Origin of the sequence: Pseudaquabacterium pictum, from assembly GCF_005403045.1 — a bacterium.
GTDB classification, from domain to species: Bacteria; Pseudomonadota; Gammaproteobacteria; order Burkholderiales; family Burkholderiaceae_C; genus Pseudaquabacterium; species Pseudaquabacterium pictum.
Map to the genome: position 1 here is coordinate 22605 of NZ_BJCL01000022.1, position 13013 is coordinate 35617.

Genomic DNA, 13013 nt, shown 5'->3' on the forward strand with positions numbered 1-13013 from the left:
TCCCGCCGGACCGGGCTGCGCCACAGTGGATGCATGCCGTCCGGCCCCGTGGCGGGCGGCCATCCATGCACAAGGCGGGTCAGCACATGCTCAACGGAAAATCTGTCCTCATCACCGGCGGCACCGGCTCCTTCGGCCGCCAGTTCGTCGGCACCCTGCTGCAGCGCTATCCCGGCGTGCGCCGGGTGGTGGTGTTCTCGCGCGACGAGCTCAAGCAGTTCGAGATGGCGCAGACCTACGGCGAGCGGGACTACCCGCAGATCCGCTACTTCATCGGCGACGTGCGCGACCCGCAGCGCCTGCTGCGCGCACTGGAGGGCATCGACGTGGTGGTGCATGCCGCGGCGCTGAAGCAGGTGCCGGCGGCCGAGTACAACCCGTTCGAGTGCATCAAGACCAATGTGCTGGGTGCGCAGAACCTGATCGAGGCCTGCCTAGACGCCGGCGTCAAGCGGGTGGTGGCGCTGTCCACCGACAAGGCGGCCGCGCCGGTGAACCTGTACGGTGCCACCAAGCTGTGCTCGGACAAACTGTTCGTGGCGGCCAACAACATCAAGGGCTCGCGCGACCTGCGCTTCTCGGTGGTGCGCTACGGCAACGTGATGGGCAGCCGCGGCTCGGTGATCCCGTTCTTCAAGGCGCGGCGCCAGACCGGCGTGCTGCCGATCACCGCACCCGAGATGACCCGCTTCAACATCAGCCTGCACGAGGGCGTGGAGATGGTGCTGTGGGCCATCGAGCATGCCTGGGGCGGCGAGATCCTGGTGCCCAAGCTGCCCAGCTACCGCATCACCGACGTGGCCGAGGCCGTGGCGCCCGGCTGCCGCCAGCAGGTGGTGGGCATCCGCCCCGGCGAGAAGATCCACGAGGAAATGATCACCGCCAGCGACAGCCCCAACACCGTGGACCTGGGCGACTACTACGCCATCCTGCCCAGCGGCGCCGACTACAGCCTGGACGACTACTGCGCCCGCCAGGGTGCACGCCGGGTGCGCCCGGGCTTCAGCTACGACAGCGGCAGCAACCCCGACTTCCTGACCGTGCCGCAACTGCGCGACCTGATCGCCACCCAGGTGGACGGCGTCGCCCAGCACTGACACCACCCAGACCCCCGAGGAGCCCCGACATGCTGACCTACTGCCGCAGCTGCGTGATGCCCGACACCAAGCCGGACCTGCAGCTCGACGAAACCGGCGAGTGCAATGCCTGCCGCAGCTACCGCAACCGCGCACAGGTCGACTGGGACCTGCGCCGCCAGGAGCTGCTGACCCTGGTGGAGAAGCACCGTCGGCGCGACGGCAGCCACTGGGACTGCATCGTGCCGGTCAGCGGCGGCAAGGACAGCACCTACCAGGTGGTGCGCATGCTGCAGCTGGGCCTGAACCCGCTGTGCGTGACCAGCAGCACCTGCGACCTGTCGCCCCTGGGCCGCCAGAACATCGAGAACCTCAAGCGCCTGGGCGTCGACCATGTCGAGGTGTCGCCCAACCCGCTGGTGCGGGCCCGGCTCAACCGCATCGGCCTGACCCAGGTGGGCGACATCGCCTGGCCCGAGCATGTGGGCATCTTCACCATCCCGGTGCGGGCGGCGGTGCAGTTCAACGTGCCGCTGATCGTCTGGGGCGAGAACTCGCAGGACGAGTACGGCGGCCCCGCCGCGGCGGCACAGAACAACGTGCTCAACCGCCGCTGGCTGGAGGAGTTCGGTGGCCTGCTGGGCATGCGGGTCACCGACCTGGTGGGCCAGGACGGCATCGAGGCCAAGCACCTGATCCACTACACCTACCCCAGCGACGAAGAGCTGGCCCGCGTCGGCGTGACCGGCCTGTTCCTCGGCCATTACCTGCCCTGGGACGGGCTGTCGAACGCGCTGATTGCCCAGGGCCACGGCTTTGCCAGCCACCCGACGGCGGTGGAAGGCTCGATGGTGAACTACGAGAACCTCGACAACCACCAGCACGGCATCCACGACTACTTCAAGTTCCTGAAGTTCGGCTTCGGCCGCGCCACCGACCATGCCTGCCTGCACATCCGCCGCGGCCGGCTGACCCGGGAGGACGGGCTGGACATCGTGCAGCGGCTGGACGGCAAGTTCCCCTGGTCCTACCTGGGCAAGCCGCTGGCCGAGATCCTGGCGCCGCTGGAGATGGGCGTCGACGAGTTCATCCGCCTGTGCGACCGCTTCACCAACAAGAAGATCTTCCAGCGCGAAGCCAACGGCGCCCTGCGCAAGGACCGGCACGGCAACCTCTTCAAGCTGAACCACGACAACCCGGTGCGCCCGGCCGTGGCCCTGCGCGAGGCGGCCTGAGCCATGCGCGTGGGCGTCGTCGACTACGGCGTGGGCAACCTGGGCTCGGTGCTGCGCGCGCTGGCGTCGCTGGGTGCCGAGGCCACCGCGTTGCGCCAGCCGGCCGAGCTGGCAGAGGTCGACCGCCTGGTGCTGCCGGGCGTCGGCAGCTTCACCACCTGCATGGGCCTGCTGGACGACGGCGGCTGGACCACAGCGCTGCAGCGCCAGGTGCAGGACCACGGCACGCCCCTGCTCGGCATCTGCCTGGGCATGCAGCTGCTGGCCAGCAGCGGCCTGGAGGGCGCCCACCGGCCCGGTGGCACGCCGGGTCTGGGCCTGGTGCCGGGCCGGGTGGTCAGCCTGGCCAGCCTGGGCTGCATCCAGCGCCTGCCGCATGTGGGCTGGAACGGCGTGCAGCCGGCGCAGGACGATGCGCTGCTGGGCGGCATCCCCACGGGCACCGATTTCTACTTCGTGCACAGCTACGGCATGGTGCCGGACGACTCCGCCCACCTGCTGGCCACCACCGACTACGGCTTGCCGGTGGCCGCCGTGGTGCGCCACGGCCCTGTCTGCGGCACCCAGTTCCATCCGGAAAAGAGCGGCCGCGCCGGCTTCCGGCTGCTGCGCAACTTCCTCGCCCTGGTGACGGAGCCGGTGCCATGCTGAAGGTGCGCGTGATCCCCACCCTGCTGTGGAAGCAGGTCGGCCTCGTCAAGGGCGTGGGCTTCGACAGCTGGCGCCGGGTCGGTCCGGTGCTGCCGGCCATCAAGGTCTACAACCAGCGGGAGGTCGACGAACTGGTGCTGCTCGACATCGTCGCGCACGCCACGGGCGACGAGCCCGACACCGAATCGGTGGACGACTTCGCGGCCGACTGCTTCGTGCCGCTGACCGTGGGCGGCGGCATCACCGGCATCGCGCAGGTGCAGCGCCTGCTGCGCGCCGGTGCCGACAAGGTGGCGGTCAACACCGCGGCCTATGCCGACCCGGGGCTGATCGACGCCATCGCCCAGCGCCACGGCAGCCAGTGCGTGGTGGCCAGCATCGACGTGCGGAACACTGGCCCGGGCCAGTGGCAATGCTTCAGCCACGCCGGTCAGCACGCCACCGGACGCGCGGTGCGCGACTGGGCCCGCGAGCTGGAAGACCGCGGTGCCGGCGAGATCCTGCTGACCTCGGTCGAGCGCGACGGCACCATGCAGGGCTATGACCTCGACCTGATCGCCCAGGTGGCCCAGGCGGTGCGCATTCCGGTCATCGCATCGGGCGGGGCCGGCAACTACCGGCACATGGTCGACGCGGTGCTGCAAGCCGGCGCCTCGGCCGTGGCCGCGGCCAGCATCTTCCACTACACCGAACAGACACCGGCCGGCGCCAAGGCAGCGATGGCCGCCGCCGGCATCCCGGTGCGCAGCGGCTTCGTGCCGGCGCCCGCGGTGCACGCCCTGCCCGCCTGATCCTCCGCCGGGCACACCGCCCGCGGTTCACAGCCAGGCGCGCAGCGGCTGGGCCTCGGCCGAGGCGGCCACCAGCCTGGCGTGCTGGCTGCGGCGGTAGCGCCACAGCGCCAGCGGTTCGCCGACGAAGCGGTCCAGCTGCTGCAGCGTGTCGGCCACCGACAGGCGCGGCACGATGCGTTCGTCGGCCATGCGCAGCTGCTCGGGCTCCAGCCGGCGGCACAGCGTCTGCAAGACCGGCAGGCCCTGCTCCAGCAGGTCGAAGGCACCGCTGGTCGGCACGTCGTAGCCCAGCACCAGGTCGCAGCCCTGGGCAAAGTCCACCAGGCTGCCCTGCTGCTGCCGGGCCAGTTCCTCGGCGTCTATCCCCAGGCGGGCGCTGACCATCGGCAGGATGCTGCCGTTGGGCCGGCACCGGACGCGGCAGTGCACCCCATGCGCGCCGCACCAGGCCAGCAGCTGCTGCAGGCCGTGCATGTAGATGTGCATGTCCAGCAGCATGATGGTGTTGGCCGAGACCGCATTGAGCACGATGCCCAGCGTGGCCAGGGGCTTTGGCGGCTGGCTGGGCAGCTGCAGGCTGCGGCCGAAGTCCAGCAGGCCGGTGGCCATGCGGCAGCCGTCGACGTCGATCACCTCGCCACCCTGCATCGGGTGGGTCAGGCACAGCACGTCCTGGTCGTAGCTGGGCACCACGCTGTTGAAGATCTTGGCATGCGGCACCATCACGATGCGCAGGCCGTGCTGGCGCGCAAAGCTGACCATCGCGCCATGCAGCCCCACATCGTGGTTGCTGATCAGCAGCGTCTTCGGCGCCTGCCGGCCGAAGCGGGCCTGCAGCGCCAGGTACAGCAGCACGTTCTGCCGGTAGCCCTCGACGATCACATCCACCTGGCGCTGGGCCATGCCGGCATGGCCCAGCAGCGGCTCGATGTGCGTCATCAGCAGTGCCGCCAGCCGGGGCAGCAGCGCCTCCAGCGCCTGCAGGTCGGCGCTGTCCAGCCGCCCGGCCAGCTGCTCGGGCAGCGCCAGGCTGCAGCGCGGCAGGCCGTCGGTGGGCACGTCGTACACCGGGGATGGCAGCACCAGCACCGACTTGCCGCTGGCCTGCAGCTCGGCGGTGAACAGCGCACTGTCCTGGAAGCAGGTGGGCACGCAGCACAGCAGCTCGGGCGCCATGCCGTCGGGCGCCGACCAGGGGTCGGGCAGCTGCACCGGATCCTGCGGCGGCACCGGGTTGGTCCACAGCCGCGGCGCCTGGCCGGCCTCGCGCAGCACCCGGTGCATCACCTGCCCGGGCACATAGGAGTGGTAGCCGTAGCGGTGCGGCACATCGGGCAGCAGCAGGTGCAGCTGGTCGCGCGCCACGTGCGGCGCCAGCGTGCGGGCGATGCTGCGGCAGCCGTAGACCGTGGTGTGCAGCGTGCGGAACCAGAAGCTCAGCCAGGCTGCACCACGGGCGGCCGGGATCAGCGCGCTCATCAGGGTGTCGGCCTCGCCGCTGATGATGCGGGCGGCCGACAGCGCGCGGGCGGCCGCTTCGGCCGAATCGACATCGCCGCCGCGCAGGTTCAGCAGCTGGGCGCCGCGCAGGCCGGTGCTCACCGCGTAGGTGTGCAGCGACGGGTCCAGCACGGTCAGCACCGGCGGTTCGCCGCCCTGGGCGGCGAGCTGCTTGGCCAGCTGTTCGGCAGGCGCGATGTCCAGCCGGTGCAGAACGAGGATGCGGTCGACCATGTCAGGTGCAGGCCGGCGCGGGACGCCGGGCAGGATGGGGACGGGACAAGCCCGCATTGGATGCCGGCTGGCCGCGTCGCATTGGTGCAAAATCCGCGTGCTTTGGACGTCAGTTCGCTGCGGCAACAGCCGCACACGCCGCGCCACCCTGCCCTGCAAATTGGCTGCGAAATCGCCCCATCACATGGTTTTGCCGGCGCCCCACCGTGGCAACGTTGGCGGTATGCACGCTTCCTCCGTCCACACCACCCCGCTGCCGCCCTGCACGGCACGGCTGCAGGCGCTGTTCCAGGCGCACCACCGCCTGTCGGCCGGGCTGATCGGCCGCGCCCAGGCGGCGTTTGGCACGCCCTGGCTGCTGGCCTTCGAGGACCTGCTGCAGCGCTTCCTGCCCGGCGACGACGCCCTGGCCGCCGCGGCCCGCGGCTACAGCAGCTTCGCGCTGGACGCGATGCGCCGGCAGAAGGCCTTCGAGGCCAGCGGCACCTACCCCGACAAGAGCCATGCCGAGGCCGCCGCCGAGGTCTACTTCAACAGCCGCCACATGGCCGACGAGTACCTGCCCGGCCTGCTGCTGTCGCACTACCTGTGGCCGCACCACTACCGTCAGCTGCAGTTCTTCGAGCAGGCCTTCATCGCGCCGATGCGGCTGGCCGGCACCGGCCAGTTTGCCGAGGTGGGCGTGGGCACCGGCCTGTATTCGCGGCTGCTGCTGCAATCGCTGCCGGCGGCCAGCGGCGCCGGCTACGACATCAGCCCGTCGTCCTGCGAGTTCGCCGCCCTGCAGATGCAGCGCTTCGGCTGCGACAGCCGCTACACCCTGCACCGCCAGGACGTGGTGGCCGAGCCGATGCCGCCGGTGCCCTGGCTGGTCTGCGTCGAGGTGCTGGAGCACCTGGACGATCCGGTGCGCTTCCTGCGCGCCCTGCATGCGGCGCTGCAGCCCGGCGGCAAGGCCTTCATCACGGCGGCCCTGAACGCCGCGCATGCCGACCACATCCACCTCTACCGCCAGCCCGACGAGGTCTGGCAGCACCTGCAGGCAGCGGGCTTCGTGCTGGAGCAGTCGTGGGCCGGTGCAGCCTATGCGCCGCCGCGCCCGGGCGTGCCGGTGCCGCTGGCCGCGGCCTTCGTCGTGGGCAAGGGGGCCGCATGAGCAGCGACTTCGGCATCGCCATCCTCGGCACCGGCCACGACCTGCCGGCCCAGGTGGAAGACAACGCCAGTCTGTGCCAGCGGCTGGACGTGTCGCCCGAATGGATCGTCGAGAAGACCGGCATCCAGCGCCGCCACCTGGCCGGCCCCGACGACAGCGCCGGCGACTTCGCGCTGCGCGCCGCGCGCCAGGCGCTCGATGCGGCCGGCATCCAGCCGGCGCAGCTGGACATCATCATCGTCTGCACCTTCTCGGGCGACTATGTGTTCCCGCCGCTGTCGGCCCGCCTGCACCGCGACCTGGGCGCGCGCGACGCGCAGATCTACGACCTGCAGGCCAACTGTGCCGGCGTGGTGGCCGGGCTCACCGCCGCCTCCGACCGCCTGTTCCGCGACGACACCCTGCGCCATGCGCTGGTGGTGGGGGTGGAGCTGTGCTCACGCTATGTCGACCGGGCCGATGTGAACACCGCCATCTACCTGAGCGACGGCGCCGGCGCCGTGGTGCTGGGCCGCTGTGCGGCCGGCCAGGGCATCCAGTCGTCGGCCTTCCACACCGACAGCAGCAACTACGAGGCGGTGCGCCTGCGCGGCGGCGGCTCCAGCCACCCGATCCTGGGCCGCAGCAGCGATGCCGCCGTGGACGCGATGGAGATGAACGGCATCGCCACCTGGAAGCAGGCCATCACCCACCTGCCCAAGGTGATGCGGCGCGCCTGCGAGAAGGCCGGCACCAGCCTGCCGGCGGTGGACTTCTTCATCTTCCACCAGGCCAACCTGCGCCTGCTCGAGTACATCGTGCGCAAAGTGGGCGCCAGCACCGAGCGCACCTACACCAATGTGCAGGACATCGGCAACACCGGCTCGGCCTCGATCGCCATCGCGCTGAGCGAGGCGGTGCAGAAGGGGCATCTGCGGCCCGGCATGCTGGTGATGCTGGCGGCGGTGGGGGCCGGCTTCAACTTCGGTGCCAGCCTGTGGCGCTGGGCGCCCGCCGGCCAGGCCGTGGAGGCGCGGGCATGACCGCCTTTGCCGACTTCGACCGCCTGCAGGTCGGCGACAGCCAGGCCCTGCAGAAAACCATCACCGAGGCCGACATCCGCCGCTTCGTCGAGATGACCGGCGACGACAACCCGCTGCATGTCGACCCGGCCTTCGCCAGCGAGACGCCGTTCAAGCAGGTGGTGGTGCACGGCATGCTGGGCGCCTCGTTCATCAGCACGGTGATCGGCACGCAGCTGCCCGGGCCGGGCGCGCTGTGGGTCAGCCAGGCGATGGAGTTTCTGCTGCCGGTGCGCCTGGGCGACAGCCTCACCATCACCTGCACCGTGCTGAAGAAGCACGAGCGCGACCGCCTGCTGGAGCTGGACACCCGCATCGTCAACCAGCACCGCCAGGTGGTGCTGCAGGGCCAGGGCAAGGTGAAGCTGCTGGCGCCGTCGGTGGCGGCGGCGCCGCCGCCACCGGGCCTGAGTCCGGTGGCCATCGTCACCGGCGGCGCCGGTGGCATCGGCGAAGCGGTCTGCCGCCGCCTGGCGCAGGACGGCCTGCGGGTGGTGCTGAGCTACCACAGCAGCCAGGCGCGGGCCCAGCAGATCGTCGACCAGCTGCAGGCCGACGGTGCGCAGGCCATCGCGGTGCAGGCCGACGTGGCCACCGAGGCCGGCGCCGCCAGCCTGGTGGCGCAGGCCCAGCGCCGCTTCGGCGCGGTGGGCGTGCTGGTGCATGCCGCCTCGCCGCGCATCGCACCCTGCAGCCTGGCCGATGCCCGCTGGGCCGACCTGCAGCAGCAGCTGGACGTGCAGCTCAAGAGCGCCTTCCTGCTCAGCCAGCTGTGTGCGCCGGGCATGCTGGCGCGTGGGGCAGGCCGCATCGTCCACATCACCTCGCAAGCCACCGAAGGCCAGCCCACGCCGCACTGGACCGGCTACGCCACGGCCAAGGCCGGGCTGGCGATGTTCGCGCGCAGCATTGCCGCCGAACTGGGGCCGGGCGGCGTCACCGTCAACTGCGTGGCGCCGGGCATGACCGACACCGGCCTGATCGGCGACATCCCCGAGAAGCAGCAGCTGATCGTGGCGCGGCAGACCCCGCTGCGCCGTCTGGCACGGCCGGCCGACGTGGCCGATGCCGTGGCCTACCTGGTCTCGCCCGCGGCGGCCTTCGTCACCGGCCAGACGCTGCGGGTCAACGGCGGCATGGTGATGGCATGAGCGACACCCTGCAGGCGCAACGCCCGGCCACCGACACCCCGGCCGACACCCTGGCCAGCACCCCGGCTGCCCCCGACTGGCTGGCCCTGCTGCGCAGCCCCGGCACGCCGCTGGCCCGCACCCTGGCCGCGCTGCAGGCGCTGGAGCCGCAGCTGCCCGCGGACCGGCTGCTGCGCCTGGGCCTCTCGGCCAATGTCAGCATCGACCTGCTGGGCACCCAGCTGCGCCGCCAGGGCGTGCTGTGCGGCACCCGCGTGGTGGTGCAGACCGGCCAGCATGACGACCCGGTGGGCGATGCCGAACGCTTCCTGGCCGCCGGCCTGCACGGCATGGTCTGGGTGCAGCTGTTCGACAACCTGCTGCCCGCGCTCGAACTGCAGCTGCCGCTGCTGCCAGCCGCCCAGGTCGATGCGCTGGAGGCCGACCTGCGCGCCCGCTGGCGCCTGGTGTTCAGCCGCACGGCGGCCCTGCGCCACCTGCATGTGACCACCCTGCACCGGCTGGGCGAGGGGGTGGATGGCGGCAGCCCCGATTTGGTGGACACGGTGCTGGCGCGCTTCAATGCCGCGCTGCGCGACGAGGCCGCCGGCCATGCCCATGTGCGCCTGGTCGACAGCAGCGCCATCCTGCGGCAGCTGGGTGCCGGCGCCTGCCTGGACATGCGCTTCTACCTGCGCCACACCGCACCGTATACCGCGCGCTTTGCCGAAGGCCTGGCCGAGCGCATCAGCCTGGCCACCCGCGGCTTCCACAGCCGCTTCCACAAGGCGCTGGTGCTGGATTGCGACAACACGCTGTGGGGCGGCATCGTCGGCGAGGACGGACCGCAAGGCATCCAGCTCGATCCGCACAGCCACCCCGGCCGGGTGTACTGGCGCGCCCAGCTGGCGTTTGCGGCGCTGGAGCAGCAAGGCGTGCTGCTGTGCCTGTGCAGCAAGAACAACCCGGCCGACGTCGAAGAGGTGCTGGCCCGGCATCCGCATGCGGTGCTGCGGCCGGCGCTGATCACCCAGTCGCAGGTCAACTGGGACGACAAGGTGCGCAACCTGCGCGCCATCGCCACCAACCTGGGCATCGGCCTGGACAGCCTGGTCTTCGTCGACGACTCGCCCTTCGAATGCGAGGCCGTGCGCCAGGCCCTGCCCGAGGTGACGGTGCTGCAGGTGCCGGCCACGCTGAGCGACTACCCGCAGCTGCTGCAGCAGGTGCAGGCGCTGTTCCTGGCCGGCGGCGTGACGGCCGACAGCCGCGCCAAGACCGCCCAGTACCGCCAGCGCCAGGCCGCGGCCGAGGCCAGCGCCGGCTTCGCCACGCACGAGGACTACCTGGCCTCGCTGGACCTGCGGGTGCGGCTGACCCGCAACGACAGCGCCAGCATCGCCCGCATCAGCGAGCTGAGCCTGAAGTCCAACCAGTTCAACCTGACGACGCTGCGGCAGACGCCCGCCGAGATCCAGCAGCGCATGCAGGATGGCACCGGCGCGGTGTATTCGCTCCATGTGACCGACCGCTTCGGCGACGCCGGCCTGACCGGCGTGGTGCTGGTGCGCCGGGACGGCCCGATCCTGGTGGTCGATGCCTTCCTGATGAGCTGCCGCGTGATCGGCCGCGGCATCGAGTTCGCCATCTGGCCGCAGCTGCTGGCCGATGCCCGCGCCCAGGGCTGCACCGCCATCGCCGCCCACTGGCAACGCAGCGCCAAGAACGCCCAGGTCGAGGACTTCTACGACCGCCTGGGCCTGCCCCTGGTGGCGGCGCAGGCCGACACGCGACACTACGCAGCGCCGCTCGACAGCGTCCAACTCCGCAGCATTCCCTGGATCACCCTGAGCCCATGACCACCGACGACACCCTCAAGAGCGTGCTGGCCACCCTGTTCGGCATCGACGCCGCCGGCATCACCGACGCCACCAGCATGGACACGGTGGAGGCCTGGGACTCGATCCAGCACATGAACCTGGTGCTGGCGATCGAGGAGGAATTCGGCATCAGCATCCCCGACGAGGACGCGGCCAACATCACCTCCTTCGCCCTGATCCGCCTGGTGGTGGCCGAGCAGCTGGCCGCGCGCGGCGGCTGAAGGGCGCCGCCGGCGCCTACAGCGCCAGCAGCCCGTGCTCGGCCAGGCGGTCGACCAGCGGATAGAGTTCCCACACCGGCACGCCGCACAGCTCGGCAATCTCGATCAGCGTGTGCCCGCCGTCGGCGTAGCTCAGCACGTCCAGGTACAGCTGCGCAGCCTGGCCCGGACCGCGGCCCGACAGCGTGGGGTACAGCCCGCGCTTGCCCAGCTGCGGCTCGCACAGCACGGTGACACGCGGCCGGCACTGCCGCTCGATGGCCATCAGCGTGCGCTGGAACACCCGCAGCCCGCCCGCCAGGCCGGCTGGCGTGACCACCCGCTCCAGGTCGTCCAGCGAGGTGTGGTACTCCGGGTACTCGGCGTACTTGCTGCGCATGATGGATGCGATCGGCAGGTCGACGCCCGGGGCGCAGTACTGCCGCTCGTCACTGCCGCGCAGCAGCCAGCTGTACGACTTGTAGGCCGGGTCGGTGGCCTGCAGCACATGGCGGGCCACGGTGTCGCTGAGGGTGTCGCCGCGGCGCGACGGCAGGAAGGAGTAGGCCCGGTCGTCGCCGATGCAGTTGACGATGTAGCCGGCCACCACGTTGCGGCGCAAAGACTCCATGTGGCGGCTCAGGTAGGCGATGGAGCCGATGGTCTCGGGCAGGAAGACGATGCGGTAGCTGTAGCGGCGGCGCGGCAGTGCCGCCAGCCAGGCCGCCAGGAAGCTGGTCACCACCGGGCCCGACAGCTCGTTGTTGGCCATCGACGGATGGCACACATAGGTCGACAGCAGCACCTCCTGCGTGGTCTCGCCCGGGATCAGCAGCTCGCCGTAGCTCAGGCTGCCGTCGAACAGCTCGGTGTCGATGACCACCTGGTAGTCGCCGTCGGGCAGGGCCTCGCGCTGGTCGTGGCGCAGGCAGAAGCCCCAGCGCTCCTTGTAGTAGCTGGTGACGAAGGGGATGGCGTCGGGCTGGTCGGGCAGCGAGTGCAGGTGGGCGTCCAGCGCCGCGCGGCTGAGGGTGGTGCGCACCGGCACGCTGTAGCCCAGCAGGTGCAGGTTGTTCACCGCGTGGTCGCAGATGCGCTGGCCGTCGGGGGTGAGGATGTAGGCCTCACGCACCCGCCATTCGCGCGGGATGTTCCAGTCGAACACCGCCGTGCCGCTGGGGATCTCGTGCACCTGCAGGCCCGGCATGCAGGTCTCGCGCAGCACGGCCAGGGTGGCGCGCACGCCGTCGCCGGTGATGCTGCGCGGGATCGGCCACAGCCGGCGCGCCAGGGCATGCATGGCCTGGCCGTCCTGCAGCGTGGCCAGCGGCGTGGCAGCGGTGGCCGGGTTGGCGGCCACGGCGGCGGCGGCAGTGGCATGGTCGGCGGCAGTGTGCATGGTGGTCACTTTCGCAGGGTGGGTCAGGCGGCCAGGCGCTCGCGCACATGGGCCCATTTGCGGTTGAGGGCGGCCTCCTGGCCGACCGTGGTGGCCGCGCCGTGGCCCGGCAGCAGCACGGCAGCGGGGGCGAACTCGCGCTGCACCGTGTCGACGAACGCGCCGAACTCGGCCAGGTTCTCGCGGCTGTCGGCCAGGTTGACCTTCAGCGCATGGTGCAGCACCAGATCGCCGGTGATCAGGAAGCCGCCGTCCAGGTCATGCAGCCAGCAGCTGCCGCGGGTGTGGCCACCGGCATGGCGCAGGCCCAGGCCGAACTGGCGCAGCACGGCATCCAGCGCCGCATCGAAGGGTTGCGCAGGCGCCACCTGGATCGGGCGCTTGAACAGCATCAGCGAATAGCTGTTGGCGCGCTTGTACTCCGGCAGGTCCAGCGGATGCAGGTACAGCGCGGGCGCCGCGCCGGCCGCCACGATGCCGCCGGCGGCTGCCACATGGTCGAAGTGGGCATGGGTGGCCAGCATGGCGGCCAGCTGCAGGCCCTGCGCCTGCAGGTAGGCCAGCAGCAGGTCGGCGCGGTCGGACGGATCGATCAGCAGCGCCTGCTGCCCGCGCTGCACGATGAAGCAGTTGGTGCGGATCTCGTTGTGCACCAGCTGGTGGATGCAGCGGTCGCCGTCTTGGTGCACCAGCATGG

12 protein-coding genes are annotated in these 13013 nt (G+C 71.0%); 9 read left to right on the plus strand and 3 right to left on the minus strand.

Translation table 11 applies throughout. The features are described 5' to 3' along the window. Positions 1–86: 86 nt before the first annotated feature. From pseB to hisF, 4 genes are read left to right on the plus strand one after another with little or no spacing between them, the layout of a single operon-like run. Positions 87–1097, plus strand: coding sequence for a UDP-N-acetylglucosamine 4,6-dehydratase (inverting) (pseB, locus tag FFT10_RS25095; RefSeq protein WP_137735670.1), 1011 nt, complete (start codon positions 87–89; stop codon positions 1095–1097). A gap of 29 nt (positions 1098–1126) precedes the next feature. After that, positions 1127–2311 (plus strand): N-acetyl sugar amidotransferase, encoded by a 1185-nt coding sequence (locus FFT10_RS25100; RefSeq protein ID WP_137735627.1) that lies wholly within the window; start codon positions 1127–1129, stop codon positions 2309–2311. Between the two features lie 3 nt (positions 2312–2314). Continuing rightward, on the plus strand, positions 2315–2962 hold the full coding sequence (gene hisH, locus FFT10_RS25105; protein WP_137735628.1) for an imidazole glycerol phosphate synthase subunit HisH: 648 nt from the start codon (positions 2315–2317) through the stop codon (positions 2960–2962). After that, positions 2956–3753, plus strand: a complete 798-nt coding sequence (hisF, locus tag FFT10_RS25110; RefSeq protein ID WP_137735629.1) for an imidazole glycerol phosphate synthase subunit HisF — start codon at positions 2956–2958, stop codon at positions 3751–3753. Before hisH ends, hisF begins: the two co-directional genes overlap by 7 nt. 27 nt (positions 3754–3780) lie before the next feature. On the opposite strand, the gene FFT10_RS25115 is transcribed toward hisF, so the two are convergent. Continuing rightward, positions 3781–5490 carry a hypothetical protein gene (locus tag FFT10_RS25115; protein WP_137735630.1) on the minus strand — a complete coding sequence of 570 codons (1710 nt, stop codon included), beginning with the start codon at positions 5488–5490 and terminating at the stop codon, positions 3781–3783. Positions 5491–5713: 223 nt separating this feature from the next. Here FFT10_RS25115 and FFT10_RS25120 point away from each other — a divergent pair, with 223 nt between their 5' ends. Genes FFT10_RS25120 through FFT10_RS25140 form a run of 5 tightly spaced genes read left to right on the plus strand, consistent with a single transcriptional unit; the run spans position 5714 to position 10938 of the window. After that, positions 5714–6646: a class I SAM-dependent methyltransferase gene (locus tag FFT10_RS25120; RefSeq protein WP_137735631.1), complete on the plus strand. Its 933-nt coding sequence runs from the start codon at positions 5714–5716 to the stop codon at positions 6644–6646. Further along, positions 6643–7668 (plus strand): 3-oxoacyl-ACP synthase III family protein, encoded by a 1026-nt coding sequence (locus tag FFT10_RS25125; protein WP_137735632.1) that lies wholly within the window; start codon positions 6643–6645, stop codon positions 7666–7668. Before FFT10_RS25120 ends, FFT10_RS25125 begins: the two co-directional genes overlap by 4 nt. Next, positions 7665–8858, plus strand: a complete 1194-nt coding sequence (locus FFT10_RS25130; RefSeq protein ID WP_137735633.1) for an SDR family oxidoreductase — start codon at positions 7665–7667, stop codon at positions 8856–8858. Before FFT10_RS25125 ends, FFT10_RS25130 begins: the two co-directional genes overlap by 4 nt. Continuing rightward, on the plus strand, positions 8855–10696 hold the full coding sequence (locus FFT10_RS25135) for an HAD-IIIC family phosphatase (protein WP_137735634.1): 1842 nt from the start codon (positions 8855–8857) through the stop codon (positions 10694–10696). Before FFT10_RS25130 ends, FFT10_RS25135 begins: the two co-directional genes overlap by 4 nt. After that, complete coding sequence (locus tag FFT10_RS25140; protein WP_137735635.1) at positions 10693–10938, plus strand: acyl carrier protein; 246 nt, start codon at positions 10693–10695, stop codon at positions 10936–10938. Before FFT10_RS25135 ends, FFT10_RS25140 begins: the two co-directional genes overlap by 4 nt. A 16-nt stretch (positions 10939–10954) precedes the next feature. On the opposite strand, the gene FFT10_RS25145 is transcribed toward FFT10_RS25140, so the two are convergent. Together FFT10_RS25145 and FFT10_RS25150 are read right to left on the minus strand one after the other, a co-directional pair. Continuing rightward, positions 10955–12316 carry a DUF4910 domain-containing protein gene (locus FFT10_RS25145; RefSeq protein WP_137735636.1) on the minus strand — a complete coding sequence of 454 codons (1362 nt, stop codon included), beginning with the start codon at positions 12314–12316 and terminating at the stop codon, positions 10955–10957. 23 nt (positions 12317–12339) lie between these two features. Further along, complete coding sequence (locus FFT10_RS25150) at positions 12340–13011, minus strand: MBL fold metallo-hydrolase (RefSeq protein WP_137735637.1); 672 nt, start codon at positions 13009–13011, stop codon at positions 12340–12342. Positions 13012–13013: the final 2 nt, after the last annotated feature.